Raw genomic sequence first — 18,122 nt, 5'->3', positions numbered from 1 at the left:
GGCACGGGCCCGACGGCCGCCGGACCGGCGCGTGATGCGCCGTCAGGGACACCGTCCGGGGCTCGGCCCGTCGGTCACCGGACCGGCAGGTGGTACGCGATGCGGTACCGGTCGGCCGGAACCACCACGTCCGCCGTCTCGACGGCCCGCCCCGAGGCGTAGTACGTCCGCTCGACGACCATGACCACATGACCCGGCACCCCGCCGAGCGCCAGGAGCTCCTCGGCGAGCCCGGGGCGGGCGCCGACCTCCTCCACCACGTTGTCCACGACGACGTCGATGGCCGCCATCCGCTCGACGACACCGCAGCCGCCCAACGGGCCCTCCTCGGGCAGCATCACGGGCGTCCGGCCGGTGATCGTGAGGGGCTCCCAGGAGGTGGAGACCATCATGGGCTCGCCGCCGTCCCGGTACACGTACCTCGTGCGCATCACGCGCTCACCCGGCTCGATGTCCAGCCGGGCGGCCACCTCGGCGCTCGCCGGCTCCTGCTCGCTGCTCGACTCCCAGGTCCCCCGGGCCCCTTCGGCCGCCTGCTCCTGCCGGAACGGGGTGGCGCCGGACACCGGGCGATACCCGGAGCGGGCGATCCTGCGCGGCACCGGGCGCTCCCGCACGTACGTCCCCGAGCCGGACCGGCCCTCCACGAGCCCCTCGGCCATGAGCACCTTGCGGGCCTCCAGCGCGACGGTGTCCGAGACCCCGTACTCCTCGCGGATGCGAGCCTGCGACGGGAGACGGGTGTGCGGCGGAAGCGAGCCGTTGGCGATCTTCTCCCGCAGATCGCTCGCCACGCGCAAATAGGCGGGCTGCTCACCGAATGTCACTGGACACTCCCCTCAGGTTGACTGACAGCTACAGAGTGACAACCGAGGGTCGCGCTCCGCAAGCGTAGGCCAAAGTTTCACCCGAAGTGATGACAGGCCGGTGGCAGGGCTTGCTACCCACGGTCACCCCGAGTAGACGGCGCCGCACCCCTTGACCTCTATTGGTCCAGACCAATACGTTCCTGCGTGCACGCGCTCCATCGCGTACGCGCTCCACCCCGCACGCTCCACCTCGCACGCTCCACCTCGCACGCGCCATCCCGCCTCGCACAGGAACGAGCCCATGCGCCCCAGAGCCCTGACCAAGCTGACCTTCGGCGCCGCCGCCGCGGCCACCCTCGGCCTCCTCGCCACCCTGGCCCCCACCGCCGACGCCCACCAGCCCCCCGCCCCCTCCCCCACCAAGACCCACGCCCTGAAGCGCATCGGGTACTTCACCCAATGGGGCATCTACGGACGGGACTTCCAGGTCAAGGACCTGGAGACGAGCGGCACGGCAGGCAAGCTCAGTCACATCAACTACGCCTTCGGGACCGTCGGTTCGAACGGCAAGTGCCTCATGGGCAACGTGCCGGGCTCCGACCCGTGGGCCGACTACGCGCGCCCCGTCGACGCGGCCGACTCGGTGGACGGCGTCGCCGACACCGCCGAGCAGCCCCTCGCCGGAAACTTCAACCAGCTGCGCGAACTGAAGGCGGCGAACCCCGGCCTCAAAGTCATGATCTCGCTGGGTGGTTGGAGCGGTTCGGCCCACTTCTCCGACGCCGTGCGCACCGACGCCGGCCGCAAGACCCTGGTCGCCTCCTGCATCGACACGTACATCAAGGGCGACCTCCCCGCCGACGGCGCCCGCGGCGGCGCCGGAGCCGCCGCGGGGATCTTCGACGGCATCGACCTGGACTGGGAGTGGCCCGGCTCGGACGGCGCCCCCGGGAACGTGATCCGCCCCGAGGACAAGCCCAACTTCACCAAGCTCGTACGGGAGTTCCGCACGCAGCTCGACGCCTACGGCCGCTCGCTGCCCCAGCGCAAGCGCTACGACCTCAGCGCGTACGTGCCCACCGCCCCCGCCAAGATCGACGCGGGCTTCGAAGTCCCCGCGATCATGCGGGACTTCGACTTCGTGAACCTCCAGGGCTACGACTTCCACGTCTCCGGCGAGACGACGACCGCCCAGCAGTCCGCGCTCTTCGCCAAGAACGACTGGAGCGTCGACGGGACCGTGAAGTCCTGGCTGCGGCGCGGGGCCCCGGCGCACAAGCTCGTGGTCGGCATGCCGTTCTACGGACAGGGCTGGACCGGCGTCACCGGCGGCGGCGACGGCCTCGGACAGCCGGCGGCGGCCCCCGCGCCCGCCACCTGGGCGGCCGGCTCCGAGGACTACAAGCACCTCAAGAAGCTCGCCGACTCCGGCACGTACACGCTCCACCGCGGCCACAAGAACGGCCATGCCTGGCTCTTCGACGGCACCACGCTCTGGACCTACGACGACCCCACCGTGCTGCGCACCAAGGCGAACTACGTCCGCCAGCGGGGCCTCGGCGGCGCCATGGTCTGGTCCCTCGACGGCGACACCCCCGACGGTGAGCTGATCACCGCGATCGACCGGGGCCTGACCCGGCGCTGAGGCGCCCCACCGAGCGCGGTAGCGCCCCACCCGGCGCCGAGGCGCTCCTGACCCGCGGACCGGCCCCCGCCGCCCGTGGTGCGCCCTGGGCGCGGCGGCCGGTCACGGGCCGCCGCTCCCGGGCCACCGCGTCCGGTCCGCGCACGACGGGGCCGGGCCTCCCTCAGGAGACCCGGCCCCGTTCCCGTACACCGGCCCCGTTCCCGTACACCCGGCCCCGTTCCCGTACAGCTGGCCCCGTTCCCGTACAGCCAGCTACTCGCGCCCTCCGGCCCGCGGCTCAGACCGAGCCGCTCGCGTCCTCGCCCACCGGCGGCGTGTCCGTCAGGTCGAGCGCGGTGCGCGCGTCCGCGCCCAGGTCCTCGGGCAGGGCCTCCCAGGCCACGTCGTACGCCTCCCAGTAGGCCTCCGCGTCGGCCGCCCCGGCCAGCTTCCGCCACTGCTTCGAGGCCGCGTCGAGCTGCTTGACGAGCGCCGCGACCGGGGCCTTCGTGACGCCGGTCCACGGGTCCCTGCCCAGCTCCGCCCGCGCCTCGTCGACCGCCGCCAGCATCTCCACGGCCCACGCCTGGTTGGCCGCGAAGTCCTCGTCCGGGTCCTCGTCCGGCTCCCGGTAGCTGACCGTCTCGATCGGGTTGACGGCCTCCAGGAAGCGCTCCTGGTCGGCGGTCAGCATGGGCGCGTCGGACCGCACCGAACCGGAGAAGGTCCGGTCCTCACTGGCGAACGCACAGGTCACGGTCCGGTCGTCGCCGCGCCAGCTCTGGCTGCTCGGCATGTAGTAGAAGACCCAGACGTCCACCGGGACGGCCCAGGTGTCCAGCGCGTACGCGGAGTTGATCGCGTCGCAGCGCTTCTCCGCGAGCTCGTCGATCGCGGACTCGCCGGGCCACTTGGCGATGCCGGTGAGCTCGAAGCTGCCGGTGACCTCGCCGTCGTGCGGCTTCGCGCAGTCGACGATCTCGACGTCCGTCGCGTACTCCTCCAGCTTGCCGTCGTCGAGGAAGCACTGTCCCGTACGCAGCGAGAACGGGGACTTCGTGCGCGCCGCCTCGTCCATGCCCTCCTTGAAGCCGTTCACGACCGAGCCGAAACCACCGGTGACGAAGCCGATGAGGACCAGCAGGCAGCTGGTGACGGAGAGGATGATGCCGGCGATCGCGAGCCCCTTGCCCGCCTGGTCCTTCTTCCTGATCTGCGGCAGGGCGATCAGGCCGAGGACGAGGCCGAGGGGCGGGAGGCAGCAGACGATGCCGGAGACGAGCGAGCCGATGGCGAGCCCGTTGGTCGAGCGGATCGGCTGCCCGTACGGGCCGACGCCGGGCGCGCCGGGCGGGCCGTAGGGACCGGCCGCGTACGGCATCCCTGGGGAGGTGTACGGGCCGGGGGCGGGCCAGCCCTGCTGCTGCGGGGCCCCCTGAGGTGTCGGGGGCGGCTGGGGCGGCTGGGTCGGCTCCACGGGTGAGGTGCTCCTGTTGGGGCGGGCGATGCGAACGGGCGAACGAGCGCGCATCGTACGTGGTCGACCCCCGCGCCCTGCGCCCCGGGGTACGGGGCACGAGGTGCGCGGCACGGGGCGCGGCGTACGCCGAAGGGGCGGCCGCCCGAAGGCGACCGCCCCTCACCGTTCGGCTACCGGGGGCTGCTCAGAACTGCAGGGCCCAGGTGTCGATCTTGCCGATGTCGGCGTTCGCGTTGTCCGTGACCCGCAGCTTCCACGTGCCGTTGGCGACCTCCGAGGAGGCGTTCACGGTGTACGTGGTGTTGATGTTGTCCGCGCTGCCGCCGGTGCCGAAGGCCTTCAGCGTGTACGCCGAGCCGTCGGGGGCGATCAGCTGGACCTGGAGGTCACCGATGTAGGTGTGGACGATGTTCACCGGCACCTGGAGGGCGGAGGGGGCGTTGCCCGTGACGCCGCTGACGGTGACCGGGGACTCGACGGTCGCGTTGTCGGCGATGGCGTAGTCCGCGGTGTTCTCGAACTTCGGGCCGGTCGGCGGCGGGGTGGTGCCGCCGCCGACGAAGAGCAGCCGGTTCGGGGAGCCGGTGCCGGGGCTGGTGACGACGTTCGGGGTGGCGGCGGTCGTCAGGGCCGTGGAGACCTGCGCCGGGGTGGCCGTCGGGTTGCCGGCGAGGTAGACGGCCGCGGCGCCCGCGACGTGCGGGGTCGCCATCGACGTACCGGAGATGGTGTTGGTGGCGGTGTCGCTGGTGTTCCAGGACGACTTGATGGAGGAGCCCGGGGCGAAGATGTCCAGGACCGTGCCGTAGTTGGAGAAGCTGGAGCGGGCGTCGGTGCTGGTCGTGGAGCCGACCGTGATGGCCTCGGAGACGCGCGCCGGCGAGTAGTTGGACGCGTTGGAGTTGTCGTTGCCCGCGGCCACGGCGTACGTGACGCCGGAGGCGATCGAGTTCCGGACGGCCTGGTCGAGGACGGTGTCGACCCCGCCGCCGAGGCTCATGTTGGCGACGGCCGGCTTGACGGCGTTCTGCGTCACCCAGTCGATGCCCGCGACGACCTGCTCGGTCGTGCCGGAACCGGAGTTGTCGAGGACGCGGACGCCGACGATCTTCGCCTTCTTGGCGACGCCGTAGGACGTGCCGGCGACGGTGCCGGCGACGTGGGTGCCGTGGCCGTGGCCGTCCTGCGCGGTGTTGTCGTTGTCGATGGCGTCGTAGCCGTTGAAGGCGCGGCCGCCGAAGTCGCTGTGGCTGATGCGGACACCGGTGTCGATGATGTACGCGGTGACACCCTGGCCCGCGGTGTCCGGGTAGCTGTAACTCTGGTTCAGCGGGAGGGCCTTCTGGTCGATCCGGTCGAGGCCCCAGGACGGCGGGGAGGGCTGCGTACCGTCGATCGTGAAGGTCCGGTTCTGCACGACGGACTTCACGGCGGGGTCGGCCGCGAGCTTCTTCGCCTGCGCCTCGGAGAGTTCGACGGAGTAGCCGTTGATCGCCGAGGTGTAGGTCCGCTTGATCTTCGCGCCGAATCTGGCGGCGACCGCCCGGCCCTCGGCGGTCTCCGCCTGGGCGGACTCGTCGAGGGTGACGATGTAGCTGCCCGCGATGGCGCCTTCGGCTCCGGCGTTCTCGATGACGCCCTCGGGTGCGGCCGGTGAGGCGGCGGCCGGGAGGGTGGAGGCGGAGCCGAGGGCGAGGGCGGCGACGGCGATGGCCGCGGCGGTGGCTATTCGGCGACGTGAGTCACGCATCACTGACATGTGAGGGGTCCTCCTCATTGGTGGTGCGTTGCTGTGGGGGTACGGCATGGACATGACAAGGCGACACGAGACCTCCGCGCCGTTCCCATGTCCGGCTGCCGAGCGAAAGATTGGCGGATCCATAGGAATCACACAAGGGTCACGACGGAGCCGACACACCCGTGTCACACGGCTGACATGCTGACCCTCATGACCGCCTACGTGTGCTCCCGTTGCCAGGTCCACTCGCCCACGTCCGCGCTCACCTGGTGTTGTCCGACGTGCCGCGGCCCCTGGGACCTGGAGTTCACCCCGGCCCCGTCGTCACTCCCGTCACTCACGGCCCTCGCGTCACGTGTGAATTCCTTGTGGCGGTACGAGGAGATGCTGCCGCCGATGCCGTACGGGCCCGAGGTGACCCTCGGCGAGGGCCGCACGCCCCTCGTACCCCTCACCGACACGGTCTCGGCCAAACTCGACTTCCTCATGCCGACGCTCTCCTTCAAGGACCGGGGCGCGGTGATGCTCGCCGCCCACGCCCTGCGACTGGCCCGCGCCGGGACCCTCGACCGGGTCGTGGCCGACAGCAGCGGCAACGCGGGCACGGCGATCGCCGCGTACGGCGCCCGGGCCGGGCTCGACACCCTCGTGTACGTACCCGAGGGCACGTCCCCGAAGAAGCTGGAGCAGATCCGGGCGCACGGGGCCCGCGTCGTCGAGGTGCCCGGCGACCGTGAGGCCACCGCCCGGGCGGCCCGGGAGGCGGCCGACGCGCCCGGCACCTTCTACGCCTCGCACGTGTACAACCCGTACTTCCTGCACGGCACCAAGACGTACGCGTACGAGCTCTGGGAGGAGCTCGGCGGCAGGCTCCCCGACACGATCGTCGTCCCCGTCGGCAACGGCACGCTGCTCCTCGGCGCCGCCCTCGCGATCGACGAACTCCACCGGCAGGGCCTCGTCGACACCCGGCCCGCCCTCGTCGCCGTCCAGGCCGAGGCCGTCTCCCCGCTGGCCGCCGCCTTCCACGCGGGCGCGGACGACATCGGGGCCCCCGCCCCCGCCCGCGCCACCCTCGCCGAGGGCATCGCGATCACCGCGCCGCCCCGCGCCCGCCGGATCCTCCGGGCGGTACGCGAGACGGGCGGCACGTTCCTGACCGTGACCGAGGACCAGATCCGGACCGCCCAGCGGGACCTGGCGGGCCGCGGCCTCTTCGTGGAGCCGACCGGGGTGGCCTGCTGGGCGGCGGTCCGCACGGCCCCACCGCGCCCGGGCCTCACGGTGGTGCCGCTGTGCGGAGCGGGGGCGAAGACGGGCTTGGCGCGATAGGGCCCGTCCGGCGCTGATCGGCCGGACGGGCCCTGGGGCCTGTCCGGCCTCGATCCGCAGGCCCGGCGCCCTAGAGGGCCTGTTCTGTGGATCAGAACTCGTCGGCGCCGTTGCGCAGTTCGTGCGTCCAGTAGCCCGTCTTGGCGGCGGCCTCGTCGACCGCGAGGCCGCCCGCGGGGGCGTCGACGACGATGCTGCCCTCGGCCGGGCCGTCGGCGGCGAAGAGGTTGACGTTGAAGCTCTTCACGACCTTGTTCTCCTCGTCGACACCGCCGAGCGCGACGCGCACGTTGGCGTACGCCGGGGTGCCGGGCTGCAGGACGACCGGGGCGGCCGGCTTGCTCTTCGCGACGGCCGGGACGTCCTTGGCGGTCTGGATGTCGCCGAAGGCGATCAGCGGGTACTGCAGGAGGGTGCAGGAGCCGCCGGAGGTGTTGGTGGCGGTGAGGACGATGTGCTCGGTGGGGACCTCGTCCGCCTTCGCCGCGGTGATCTTGATGTCGCCGTGGGCACAGGCCGGGGCCTCGGCGGAGGCCTTGCCGCCGGAGGAACCGGTGGTGCCGGTCTCGCCGGCGCCACCGGACGTGGAGCCGCCCGTGGTCGAACCCTTCGCCGAGGCCTGGCCCGCCGAACCGGCGGTGTCACCCGAACCGGCTTCGCCGCCGGTCGCGCCCGTGTCCGTACCCGTGGTCGTGTCCGCCGTGCCGGCGGCCTGCTGCGAGCTGCTCGCGCTCCCCGCGTCCTTGGCGCCGGTGCCGGTCTCGCCGCCGCAGGCGGTCAGGCCCAGCGAGAGGGCGGTGAGGGCGGCGGCGGCCAGGACGGTGGTCTTGTGGTGCGTACGCATGGTGATTCTCCCCCGTGAAGCTGTCGGTCGACGCGGTACGCAGATCCGTACCGTGTGCTGTATCCAGCTTCCGGCTCCGCGCTGCCGTCCCGCTTGCGTACCGCTAACGATCCGCTGACAGCCGCGAGAGCCGCTCCGCGGCGCGGGCCGAACCCTCGGTGAACCCGGCGGCCTCGGCCGCCACGATCGCCCGTTTGAGCTGGTCAGTCGCCTCTTCCAGGCGGCCTATGCCGGCCAGCGCCTCGCCCCGGACGATCTGCAGCTGGGCCTGGACGACGACCGCGTCGGGGGCGACCAGTTCCCCGGCGCGAACAGTGTGCGCGAGCGCCTCGTCGTACGCCTCCGCCTTCAGGAGGTGCGTCGCGAGGTGGTGGAGGGTCAGCACCTGGGTGGACGGATGGCCGGTGCGGTCGGCTAGCGAGACCGCGTGGACCATGAGCAGGCCGGCGCGCTCGTGCTCGCCGACCGCGTCGAGTACGGCGGCGTAGTTGACGTACGCGATGGCCTCGCTGACCGCGTCCCCGGCCCGGGCGGCGAGGATCGGCGCCTTCTCCAGGTGGACGAGCGCCTCGGCGTCCCGCCCCTCCTCGTGCAGCACCCAGCCGAGGAGCGCCCGGGTCCGCGACTGCGCGTCGAGGTCGCCCACGTGCTCCGCCGAGGCCAGACCGGCCTCCAGGAGCGGCGTCCAGCCGTCGCCGATCCGCATGAGCATCAGCGGCCACTGCACGAGGGCGAGCCGCCAGGCCCGGTCGTGGAGGCCGAGTGACGCGGCGGCGGCCACCGCGCCCTCCAGGGCGGAGCGCTCGGCGGCGTACCAGTCGAGTGCGGCCGTGCGGTCCTCGAACTCCCGCGTGGCGGCGGGCCGTCGGGCGTCGGAAGGCAGCGAGTAGCAGGGCTGGGAGCCCGGTTCGGCGGCGGCGTCGGCCGCGAGCCCCGTGTAGAGGTAGTGGTCCAGGAGGCGGGGCAGGCCTTCGGGGTCGGCCTCCGGAGCGAGGTGCCGGGCGTACAGCCGCACCAGGTCGTGCGGGGTCCAGCGGCCGGGGGCGGGCTCGGCGAGGAGGTGGGCGGCGGCGAGCCGGTCCAGGTCCGCGGAGGCGTGCGCGGGGGACGTGCCGACGAGCGCGCCCGCCGCGAAGCGGTCCAGGTCGGAGCCGGTGTGCAGACCCAGCGAGCGGAACATCCGGGCGGCGGACTCGGGCAGTTGCTGCACGGTGAGCCGCAACGCGGCGGACACCCCGACGTCCTCGACGTCGAGGAGCGTCAACCGGATCTGTTCGTCGGCGAGTTCACCGACCATCGCGTCGAGCGTCCACTGCGGCCGCTCGGCGAGCCGGGCCGCCGTGACGCGCAGCGCGAGCGGCAGCCCGTCGCAGAGCCCGGCGAGGCGCTCGGCGGCCTCGGGTTCGGCGGCGACCCGCCGCTCGCCGAGCACGGTGGCGAGCAGGGCGGCGGAGTCGGCGGGCGGCAGCTGCCCGAGGGGCAGCGGCCGGGCGGCGTCGGAGGCGATGAGGCCGCTGAGCCGGTCACGGCTGGTGACGACCGTCGCGCAGAGGTCGCCGCCCGGCAGCAGCGGCCTGACCTGCTCGGAGGAGCGCGCGTTGTCGAGGACGACGAGCAGCCGGCGGGCCGCGGTGAGCGAGCGGAACAGTGCGCCGCGCGCGTCGGCGGCTTCCGGGATCCGTAGCGCCGGGACGCCGAGTGCGAGAAGGAAGTCGCGGAGTACGGTGGCGGTCTCGGGCGCCGGGGTGTCGCTGAAGCCGCGCAGATCGGCGAAAAGTCGCCCGTCGGGGAAGCTCGTGCGGCGCTCGTACGCCCAGTGCACGGCGAAGGCCGACTTGCCCACGCCGGCGGGCCCGGTGACGAGACAGACGGGGGCGTCCGCACCGCCGACGACCCGGTCCAGCGCGACCAGTTCGGGCCCGCGACCGGTGAAGCCGCGTGGTGCGCGCGGCAGTTGCTCGGGCACCACGACCGCGACGGAGGCCTCGACCGGGAGGGCGGGGCGGGGGACGCGGGCGGCGGGCTCGGCGGAGCGGAGGAGCGTCGCGTACGCCTCGGAGAGGGCCTCGCCGGGGTCCACCCCGAGCTCCTCGGCGAGCAGCCGCCGGGTCCGGTGGTACCAGTCGATGGCGTCCGACTGGCGCCCCGCACGGCCGAGCGCCAGCATCAGCGCGGCGGCCAGGGACTCGCGCAGGGGGTGCGCGACGGCCTCGGTACGCAGCACGGCGGCGGCCCGCCCGTGCTCACCGAGCGCTCCGTACGCCGCGGCCAGGGCCTCCACCGACGACAACCGCAGCTCTTCGAGGCCCCCGGCGGCGGCCTCCAGCGGCCGGCTGTGCACGGTCCCGGTGAGCGCGGGCCCCTGCCAGTACGACAGCGCCTCGCGCAGCATCCGCACGGCGTCGCCGGGATGGCGCTGCACCCCGGCGAGCCCGACGAGCTCCTCGAAGCGGTGGGCGTCGACCAGCGACTCCGGGATGCGCAGCACGTACGCCGAACCCTGGGTGGCGAGCTCGACCCCGTACGCCTCGGCCCCGTGCTCGGCGAGCAGCGCCCGCAGCCGCGAGACGTGCCCCTGGAGAACGGTCTTGGCGTGCGTGGGTGGTTCGTCCTCCCACAGGGCGTCGATCAGTTGCCCCACGTTCACGGCGCCGTTGGGCCGCAGGAGGAGCATGGCGAGCAGACTGGACCGCTTGGCGGGCCCCAGGGCTACGTCGCCGTCCTCCGTCACGAGCGCAACGGAGCCGAGCAGCCGGAACTCCACCTGATACCTCCGCGATCCCTTGTCCCCCCGTCCCCCACTCCCCAGCAGTCGAGGATACGTGGGGTAAGAGGGACGACCGCGACGTGGAGTTCCCCGATCCCACCCTCGTCGTCCGAATCTGCACACGATCGTCGACCCACGGCTTGCGCACGCCTCCGTGACGACGATCGGCCCGAAGCATGTCGGCCGCCGCTAGGGTTGATTCATGACCGCACTGCCCGACTGGATGCGCCCGCCGCGCGCGGAAGGCTGGTTCGCGGAGGACCTCGACCGCCTCCCCGAGGCGCCCCGCCATACCGAGCTGATCGACGGAGCGCTGGTTTTCATGATGTCGCCGCAGCGTTGGTGGCACGGAGAGATCGTCACCGACCTCACGCTGGCGCTCAGGACCCACGCCCCCACGGGTTACAGGGTCGGCCGAGAGATGACCATCCGCCTGGACGCGCGCAACCGCCCCGAACCCGATCTCGTGGTGACCACGGCCGCCTATGACCCGGACTGCACCTGGTTCGCGCCCGAGGACGTCCAGCTCGTCATCGAGGTCGTCTCCCCCGAATCCGCCCATCGGGATCGCACAGTAAAGCTCCGCAAGTACGCGGAGGCAGGCATCCCGCACTACTGGTGCGTCGAGGACGAGGACGGGGCCCCCGTCGTCCGCGTCTACGAGCTCGACGGACCCACCGGCGCCTACGCACCCGCCGGCATCTTCCGCGGCACCCTCCAGCGCCCGGTCCCCTTCGAGATCAACCTGGATCTCGACACGCTCACACCGGCCCGCAGCGCCTGAAGGGCGCCCCGGGCACACGGAAGGGGCCGGACTCGTCGGAGTCCGGCCCCTTCCGCGGTCGATCAGACGTTGAAGCGGAACTCCACCACGTCGCCGTCCTGCATGACGTACTCCTTGCCCTCCATGCGGGCCTTGCCCTTCGCGCGGGCCTCGGCGACCGAGCCGCATTCGACGAGGTCGGCGAAGGAGATGATCTCCGCCTTGATGAAGCCGCGCTGGAAGTCGGTGTGGATGACGCCGGCGGCCTCGGGGGCGGTGGCGCCCTTCTTGATCGTCCAGGCGCGGGTTTCCTTCGGGCCTGCCGTCAGGTAGGTCTGGAGGCCCAGGGTCGCGAAGCCGACGCGGCCCAGGGTGGCCATGCCCGGCTCTTCCTGGCCGACCGACTGGAGAAGCTCGAGGGCCTCGTCGTCCTCCAGCTCGATGAGCTCCTGCTCCAGCTTCGCGTTCAGGAAGATGGCCTCGGCGGGGGCGACCAGGGCGCGCTGCTCCTCCTTGAAGGCCTCGTCCGTCAGCTCGTCCTCGTCCACGTTGAAGACGTAGAGGAAGGGCTTCGTGGTGAGGAGGTGCAGTTCGTGGAGGAGGTCGCCCTGCTCCGTGCCCTTGGCGATGCCCTTCGAGAAGAGGGTGTCGCCCGCTTCGAGGATCTTCTTGGCCTCGAGGACGGCCGCGAGGACCGCGACCTTCTCCTTCTGGAGGCGGGACTCCTTCGTCAGGCGGGGCTCCGCCTTCTCGATCGACTGGAGGTCCGCGAGGATCAGCTCCGTGTTGATCGTCTCGATGTCGTCCTTCGGCGAGACCTTGCCGTCGACGTGGACGACGTTCTCGTCCTTGAAGGCGCGGATGACCTGGCAGATCGCGTCCGACTCGCGGATGTTCGCGAGGAACTTGTTGCCGAGGCCCTCGCCCTCCGAGGCACCGCGCACGATGCCGGCGATGTCGACGAAGTCCACCGTCGCGGGGAGGATCTTCTGCGAGCCGAAGATGCCCGCGAGGACCGCCAGGCGGGCGTCGGGGACACCGACGACTCCGACGTTGGGCTCGATCGTGGCGAACGGGTAGTTGGCCGCCAGCACGTCGTTCTTGGTCAGGGCGTTGAACAGGGTCGACTTGCCGACATTCGGCAGACCGACGATTCCGATCGTGAGCGACACGGTGGCGACTTCCTGAAGTGTGGATGGGGGGCCGATCCCCCAGTTTACGGGCGGGGCGAACCGGCCAGTGACGCCGACCTTCGGTCGATCTCGGGGGCAAGGTCACCCAAAGGGCGTGTCCCGGACCTGGTTCCCGCCCCCTCCCGACCTACGTTGGTCGTGTGGAGCAGCACAGGACAAGTCAGCCGCAAGGCCGCCGACGGCCGCAGAACCCCGCCACGCCGCCGTCCGTGGCACCGCCCGGCGCGCTCGTGGAGGGCGCGGTCGTGGAGGGCGCGGCCGTGTACCGCGTGAACGGCAGGGCCGGGCGGGGAGCCGGTGGCGCGCGCGTGGAGCGGGCCGGCGTCGTGGGCGCCGCCGCTCCCGGGCGGCCGCCGGGCGCACGCCCCGTACCGCCCGTCGTCCTCGCCCTGCGGCGGCTCCCCTCGCCCCGGCTCACCGGACTCGGCGCCGGGCTCTTCGCCGCCGCCGCGATGCTGGTGATCGGATTCCTCGACCGGCTGATCCTCGACGGCTCCCCGCTCGCTTTCGGGCTGCTGTTCCTGCCGGTCAGCGCCCTGACCGCGCTCTGGGTCCGGGCCGCCGACCTCGTGACCGCGCCGATCAGCGTGCCCATCGCCTTCGCCGTCGGTGTCGTCCCCATCGCGGGCGGTACGGGAGGGCTCGGCGGCCAGGCCATGGCCGTCGTGACCGCGCTCGCCGTGCACGCCGGGTGGCTCTACGGCGGCACCCTCGTCGCCGGGCTCATCACGAGCGTGCGGAAGGTGCGGGACATGGGGAGGCGGCAGCAGCGTGCGGCGACCGCCCCCGGGGGCCGGGTGGCCCCGGGCGAGAAGGCGGGCGGGCGCCCCTCGGCACCGGGACGCCGACCGGTCGCCTGACGCACCGGCCCGTCCCCTCGCCTGAGGCACCGGCCCGTCCCCTCGCCTGACGCACCGGCCCGACCGGTCCTGTGGCCTGACGCACCGGCCCGACCGGTCCTGTCGCCTGAAGCGCCGCCCCGTTCCGGCTGGGGAGCCCGTCGCCCGAAGGCGCCCCGCCCGTCGCCCGAAACCCCATTCCTCAGGCCTCGCCCGCCGCCATCGCCGCGCCCACGATGCCCGCGTTGTTCTGGAGCTCCGCCGGGACGATCTCCGCGCGGATGCCCTCGACGAACGGGAGGAACTTGTCCGCCTTGCGGCTCACCCCGCCGCCGATGATGAACAGCTCCGGCGAGAACAGCATCTCCACGTGCGCGAGGTACTTCGTCAGCCGGCGCTTCGCCCAGTGCTCCCAGCTGAGGTCCTCGTCCTCCTTGGCCTTCGTCGAGGCCCGCGTCTCCGCGTCGTGGCCCTTCAGCTCCAGGTGGCCCAGCTCCGTGTTCGGGACGAGCCGGCCGTCGACGAAGAGGGCCGAGCCGATGCCCGTACCGAGGGTCAGCAGGATCACCGTGCCCTTGCGGCCCCGGCCCGCGCCGAAGGTCATCTCCGCGACCCCGGCCGCGTCCGCGTCGTTCAGGACGGTCACCGGGAGGCCGCCGAGCCGCTCGCTCAGCAGCGTGCCCGCGTCGACGCCGATCCAGGCCTTGTCGACGTTGGCGGCGGTACGGACCGTGGAGCCCGTCACCACGCCCGGGAAGGTCACCCCGACCGGTCCCGTCCAGCCGAAGTGCTCCACGACCTCCACGACGCAGCCCGCCACACCGTCGGGTGTGGCGGGCTGCGGGGTCAGTACCTTGTGGCGCTCCTCGGCAAGCGTGCCGCGCTCCAGATCCACGGGGGCGCCCTTGATGCCCGAGCCGCCGATGTCCACTCCGAAGACGTTCATGAACCCACGGTAAGGGCTGTGGCGCGGACTGACTCCTTGTGGAGTTACTCCGTGGCGGAGGCGACCGAAGCGCCGGGAGCGCTCGCCGCCAGCTGCTCCGCCACGGCCCGCAGGTCCTTGTTGCGGAGCTCCTTGGGGAGCGAGAACGTCAGGGACTCGTCCGCCGTCTTGACGATCTCGACGTCCGCGTAGCCGCGCTCGCCCAGCCATTCCAGGACCTCCTGGACCAGGATGTCCGGGACGGAGGCGCCGGAGGAGAGGCCGACGCTGGTCACGCCCTCCAGCCAGGCCTCGTCGATCTCGCTCGCGAAGTCGACCAGGTACGCGGCGGGGACGCCGGCCTGCTTGGCGACCTCGACCATGCGGATCGAGTTCGAGGAGTTCTTCGAGCCGACGACGATCACCAGCTCGGCCTGGCCGGCGAGCTCCTTGATCGCGATCTGACGGTTCTGCGTGGCGTAGCAGATGTCGTCGGACGGCGGGGAGATCAGCTGCGGGAACTTCTCCTTCAGCGCGTCGACCGTCTCCATCGTCTCGTCGACCGAGAGCGTGGTCTGGGAGAGCCAGACGACCCGGGAGGGGTCGCGGACCTCGATCTTGGCGACGTCCCCGGGGCCGTCGACCAGCTGGATGTGGTCGGGGGCCTCGCCGGAGGTGCCGATGACCTCCTCGTGACCCTCGTGGCCGATGAGGAGGATGTCGAAGTCCTCGTTGGCGAAGCGGACGGCTTCCTTGTGGACCTTGGTGACCAGCGGGCAGGTCGCGTCGATCGTCGCGAGCCGGCCCTGGCGGGCCTCCTCGTGGACGGTCGGGGCGACGCCGTGCGCGGAGAACATCACGATGTTGCCCGGCGGCACCTCGGTCGCCTGGTCGACGAAGATCGCGCCCTTCCGCTCCAGCGTCTGGACCACGTACTTGTTGTGGACGATCTCGTGGCGTACGTAGATCGGCGCCCCGTACTGCTCCAGGGCCTTCTCCACCGCGATCACGGCACGGTCCACGCCCGCGCAGTAACCGCGGGGAGCGGCGAGCAGGACACGCTTCGGGCGGTTCGTCGCGGGGGCGGACTCGGGCGTCGACGCGGGCGTTGCAGTCATGCGTCCCATCGTAAGGCCGCGTCGGTCAGCGCTTTGATCCGCACGGTGTCCGAGACTGACCGCATGGCCGAGGAATCACAGGTGGCTGCGCGCGAGGGACATGCGGATCTCCGTCGGAGCCTCGGCTTCCGCGACCTGGTCGTGTACGGGCTCCTCTTCATCGCGCCCATGGCGCCGGTCGGTGTCTTCGGCACGCTCGACGCCAAGTCCCACGGGGCCGTCGCACTGGTGTACGTCGTGGCCACCGTCGCCATGGCGTTCACGGCCTTCAGTTACGCCCAGATGGTGCGGGTCGCACCGCAGGCCGGCTCCGTCTTCACGTACGCCCGCAAGGGGCTGGGCGAGGGGCCCGGGTTCGTCGCCGGGTGGATGGCGCTGCTCGACTACCTGCTGATCCCCGCCGTCGCCTATCTCTTCGCGGGCATCGCGATGGAGGCGCTGGTCCCGGAGGTGGACCGGTGGGTGTGGACGGGGATCGCCGTGGTGCTCACCACCCTCCTCAACCTGTGGGGCGTCCGGGCGGCGGCCCGGGTCGGCTTCGCCGTGCTGACCATGGAGATCGTCGTCCTGCTGGTCTTCGTCGTGTCGGCGGTGGTGGTGCTCGTACGGGACGGGGCGCAGCGCGACTGGTGGTCGCCGCTCACCGGGGACGGCGGGTTCTCGGCCGCGGCGGTGCTCGGCGCCGTGTCGGTGGCCGTCCTCTCCTACCTGGGCTTCGACGCGATCGCCTCCTTCGCGGAGGAGGTCACGGGCGGTTCGGCGAAGGTCGCGCGGGCGCTGCTGTTCTGTCTGGCGCTCGCGGGCGCGCTGTTCGTGGCGCAGACCTGGCTGGTGGCCCTGCTGGAACCGGTCTCGTCGGCCGAGCTCGCGGCGGATCCCGCAAGGCAGGGCTCCGCCTTCTACGACGCCGTGGAAGTCTCCGTCGGGAGCTGGCTGCACGATCTGGTGGCCGTCTCGAAGGCGATCGGCGCGGCCTTCGCCGCCCTCGCGGGGCAGGCGGCAGGCGGCCGCCTGCTCTTCGCGATGGGCCGCGAGCGGCGGCTGCCGCACGTGCTCGCCCGGACGGACTCGGGCGTGCCGCGGGTGGCGCTTCTCGTGTCGGCGACGGTGACGATGGTCGCGGCGCTGTGGGCGGCGCGGCGGGACGACGGGCTCGACCACCTGGTGTCGGTGGTCGACGTCGGCGCGCTGACGGCGTTCGTCCTGCTGCACGCGAGCGTGGTGGGCTGGTTCGCGGTACGGAGGGCGGAGGGGCCGCCGAACTGGCTGAAGCACGTCGTGATGCCGGTGACCGGGGCGGCGATCCTCGTCGCGGTGATCGTGGAGGCCTCGGTCGCGGCGCAGGTCGTGGGCGTGGTGTGGCTGGGTGTCGGGCTCGTCGTCCTGGCCCTCCAGGGCACGACGCGGACCCCCGCGCGGCCCTGACGTTGTCGTACCGCGCCGTTACGCTCAGTCCATGGCTCTGACTACGTCCGCCGAAGCACCGATTCCCGTCGGTGAGGTTTCCCGTCTGATCGGGGGCTGGATCGACCGGCTCGGGGCGATCTGGGTCGAGGGGCAGATCACGCAGCTGTCGCGGCGGCCCGGCGCCGGGGTCGTCTTCCTGACGCTGCGGGATCCCTCGTACGACATCTCGATCGGCGTCACCTGCTACCGCCAGGTCTTCGACTCGGTCGCCGACCTGGTGTCCGAGGGCGCCCGGGTCGTCGTGCACGCCAAGCCCGAGTGGTACGCGCCGCGCGGGCAGCTGTCGCTGCGGGCCGTGGAGATCAAGCCGGTCGGGATCGGCGAGCTGCTGGCCCGGCTGGAGCAGCTGAAGCGGAGCCTGGCGGCCGAGGGGCTCTTCGCGCTCGACCGGAAGAAGCCGCTGCCGTTCCTGCCACGTCTCGTCGGTCTCGTCTGCGGACGCGCCTCGGCGGCGGAGCGTGACGTCCTGGAGAACGCGCGTCGCCGCTGGCCGGCCGTCCGCTTCGAGGTGCGGAACGTGCCGGTGCAGGGCGTGAAGGCGGTCCCGCAGGTGATCCAGGCGGTGCAGGAGCTCGACGCCCACGAGGACGTGGACGTGATCATCGTCGCCCGGGGCGGCGGCAGCGTCGAGGACCTGCTGCCGTTCTCGGACGAGCAGCTCGTCCGGGCCGTCGCCGACTGCCGTACGCCGGTGGTCTCCGCGATCGGGCACGAGCCGGACTCGCCCCTCCTCGACCTGGTGGCGGACCTGCGGGCCTCGACGCCGACGGACGCGGCGAAGAAGGTCGTCCCGGACGTCGGGGAGGAGCTCGACCGGGTGCGCGGGCTGCGCGACCGGGCCCTGCGGACCGTTCGGGGACTCCTGGAGCGGGAGGAGCGCGGCCTCGCGCACACCCTCGCGCGGCCCGTCATGGAGCATCCGCAGCGGATGGTCGAGGTCCGCGAGGCCGAGATCGAGGCGCTGCTGGCGCGGAGCAGACGGGTCCTGGGGCACCTCCTGGACCGCGCGGACTCCGAGCTGTCGCACACCCGGGCGCGAGTCCGGGCGCTGTCGCCGGCGGCGACGATGGAGCGGGGGTACGCGGTGCTCCAGCGGGCGGACGGCGCGGTGGTCCGCTCCCCCGAGGAGGTCGCGGAGGGCGAGGAGCTGCGGGCCCGGGTCGCCGAGGGCGAGTTCGCGGTGCGGCGCGTGGCCGACCCGGCCTGAGGCCGTCGGCTGT

At 72.5% G+C, this 18,122-nt stretch carries 14 protein-coding genes; 6 read left to right on the top strand and 8 right to left on the bottom strand.

Going from position 1 to position 18,122, the window contains the following annotated elements:
• Nucleotides 1-74: 74 nt before the first annotated feature.
• Complete coding sequence (locus tag OG580_RS23505; RefSeq protein ID WP_267045650.1) at nucleotides 75-827, bottom strand: GntR family transcriptional regulator; 753 nt, start codon at nucleotides 825-827, stop codon at nucleotides 75-77.
• 283 nt (nucleotides 828-1,110) lie between these two features.
• Here OG580_RS23505 and OG580_RS23500 point away from each other — a divergent pair, with 283 nt between their 5' ends.
• Nucleotides 1,111-2,454 carry a glycoside hydrolase family 18 protein gene (locus tag OG580_RS23500; RefSeq protein ID WP_267045649.1) on the top strand — a complete coding sequence of 448 codons (1,344 nt, stop codon included), beginning with the start codon at nucleotides 1,111-1,113 and terminating at the stop codon, nucleotides 2,452-2,454.
• Nucleotides 2,455-2,734: 280 nt separating this feature from the next.
• Here OG580_RS23500 and OG580_RS23495 read toward each other — a convergent pair whose 3' ends face one another.
• Nucleotides 2,735-3,913, bottom strand: a complete 1,179-nt coding sequence (locus OG580_RS23495; protein ID WP_267045648.1) for a DUF4190 domain-containing protein — start codon at nucleotides 3,911-3,913, stop codon at nucleotides 2,735-2,737.
• A 187-nt stretch (nucleotides 3,914-4,100) separates the two neighbouring features.
• Nucleotides 4,101-5,675, bottom strand: a complete 1,575-nt coding sequence (locus tag OG580_RS23490) for a S8 family peptidase (protein ID WP_267045646.1) — start codon at nucleotides 5,673-5,675, stop codon at nucleotides 4,101-4,103.
• Nucleotides 5,676-5,852: 177 nt separating this feature from the next.
• On the opposite strand from OG580_RS23490, the gene OG580_RS23485 reads away from it, so the two are divergent.
• Nucleotides 5,853-6,986 (top strand): threonine synthase, encoded by a 1,134-nt coding sequence (locus OG580_RS23485; protein ID WP_267045645.1) that lies wholly within the window; start codon nucleotides 5,853-5,855, stop codon nucleotides 6,984-6,986.
• Between the two features lie 91 nt (nucleotides 6,987-7,077).
• On the opposite strand, the gene OG580_RS23480 is transcribed toward OG580_RS23485, so the two are convergent.
• Both OG580_RS23480 and OG580_RS23475 read right to left on the bottom strand, forming a co-directional pair.
• A complete protein-coding gene (locus tag OG580_RS23480) occupies nucleotides 7,078-7,830 on the bottom strand; it encodes a DUF4232 domain-containing protein (RefSeq protein ID WP_267045644.1) in 753 nt (250 codons plus the stop codon).
• 103 nt (nucleotides 7,831-7,933) lie between these two features.
• Nucleotides 7,934-10,594 carry a BTAD domain-containing putative transcriptional regulator gene (locus tag OG580_RS23475; protein WP_267045643.1) on the bottom strand — a complete coding sequence of 887 codons (2,661 nt, stop codon included), beginning with the start codon at nucleotides 10,592-10,594 and terminating at the stop codon, nucleotides 7,934-7,936.
• Between the two features lie 205 nt (nucleotides 10,595-10,799).
• On the opposite strand from OG580_RS23475, the gene OG580_RS23470 reads away from it, so the two are divergent.
• Nucleotides 10,800-11,381, top strand: a complete 582-nt coding sequence (locus OG580_RS23470) for a Uma2 family endonuclease (protein ID WP_267045642.1) — start codon at nucleotides 10,800-10,802, stop codon at nucleotides 11,379-11,381.
• Between the two features lie 62 nt (nucleotides 11,382-11,443).
• On the opposite strand, the gene ychF is transcribed toward OG580_RS23470, so the two are convergent.
• Nucleotides 11,444-12,532 carry a redox-regulated ATPase YchF gene (gene ychF / locus OG580_RS23465; RefSeq protein ID WP_024760863.1) on the bottom strand — a complete coding sequence of 363 codons (1,089 nt, stop codon included), beginning with the start codon at nucleotides 12,530-12,532 and terminating at the stop codon, nucleotides 11,444-11,446.
• 347 nt (nucleotides 12,533-12,879) lie between these two features.
• Here ychF and OG580_RS23460 point away from each other — a divergent pair, with 347 nt between their 5' ends.
• The gene (locus tag OG580_RS23460) at nucleotides 12,880-13,413 is read left to right on the top strand and encodes a DUF6542 domain-containing protein (RefSeq protein ID WP_323182687.1); all 534 of its coding nucleotides are present in this window, start codon (nucleotides 12,880-12,882) and stop codon (nucleotides 13,411-13,413) included.
• Nucleotides 13,414-13,594: 181 nt separating this feature from the next.
• Here OG580_RS23460 and ppgK read toward each other — a convergent pair whose 3' ends face one another.
• Together ppgK and OG580_RS23450 are read right to left on the bottom strand one after the other, a co-directional pair.
• Complete coding sequence (gene ppgK / locus OG580_RS23455; protein ID WP_267045640.1) at nucleotides 13,595-14,338, bottom strand: polyphosphate--glucose phosphotransferase; 744 nt, start codon at nucleotides 14,336-14,338, stop codon at nucleotides 13,595-13,597.
• Nucleotides 14,339-14,382: 44 nt separating this feature from the next.
• Nucleotides 14,383-15,435 carry a 4-hydroxy-3-methylbut-2-enyl diphosphate reductase gene (locus tag OG580_RS23450; protein ID WP_267045639.1) on the bottom strand — a complete coding sequence of 351 codons (1,053 nt, stop codon included), beginning with the start codon at nucleotides 15,433-15,435 and terminating at the stop codon, nucleotides 14,383-14,385.
• Between the two features lie 63 nt (nucleotides 15,436-15,498).
• Between OG580_RS23450 and OG580_RS23445 the strand changes: the two genes are divergently transcribed.
• Nucleotides 15,499-16,860, top strand: a complete 1,362-nt coding sequence (locus OG580_RS23445; protein ID WP_267045638.1) for an APC family permease — start codon at nucleotides 15,499-15,501, stop codon at nucleotides 16,858-16,860.
• 31 nt (nucleotides 16,861-16,891) lie between these two features.
• Nucleotides 16,892-18,109 (top strand): exodeoxyribonuclease VII large subunit, encoded by a 1,218-nt coding sequence (xseA, locus tag OG580_RS23440; protein WP_267045637.1) that lies wholly within the window; start codon nucleotides 16,892-16,894, stop codon nucleotides 18,107-18,109.
• Nucleotides 18,110-18,122: the final 13 nt, after the last annotated feature.

Source organism: Streptomyces sp. NBC_00094 (genome assembly GCF_026343125.1).
In the GTDB taxonomy this organism is placed as follows: Bacteria; Actinomycetota; Actinomycetes; order Streptomycetales; family Streptomycetaceae; genus Streptomyces.
Note: the sequence above shows the minus strand (reverse complement) of the source record. Positions and strands in the feature narration are given on the sequence as shown.

Coding starts and splice junctions, on each gene's coding strand:
- OG580_RS23500 (WP_267045649.1), top strand. CDS start 1,111: ATGCGCCCCAGAGCCCTGACCAAGCTGACCTTCGGCGCCGCCGCCGCG.
- OG580_RS23490 (WP_267045646.1), bottom strand. CDS start 5,675: ATGTCAGTGATGCGTGACTCACGTCGCCGAATAGCCACCGCCGCGGCC.
- OG580_RS23485 (WP_267045645.1), top strand. CDS start 5,853: ATGCTGACCCTCATGACCGCCTACGTGTGCTCCCGTTGCCAGGTCCAC.
- OG580_RS23480 (WP_267045644.1), bottom strand. CDS start 7,830: ATGCGTACGCACCACAAGACCACCGTCCTGGCCGCCGCCGCCCTCACC.
- OG580_RS23470 (WP_267045642.1), top strand. CDS start 10,800: ATGACCGCACTGCCCGACTGGATGCGCCCGCCGCGCGCGGAAGGCTGG.
- ppgK (WP_267045640.1), bottom strand. CDS start 14,338: ATGAACGTCTTCGGAGTGGACATCGGCGGCTCGGGCATCAAGGGCGCC.
- OG580_RS23450 (WP_267045639.1), bottom strand. CDS start 15,435: ATGACTGCAACGCCCGCGTCGACGCCCGAGTCCGCCCCCGCGACGAAC.
- OG580_RS23445 (WP_267045638.1), top strand. CDS start 15,499: ATGGCCGAGGAATCACAGGTGGCTGCGCGCGAGGGACATGCGGATCTC.
- xseA (WP_267045637.1), top strand. CDS start 16,892: ATGGCTCTGACTACGTCCGCCGAAGCACCGATTCCCGTCGGTGAGGTT.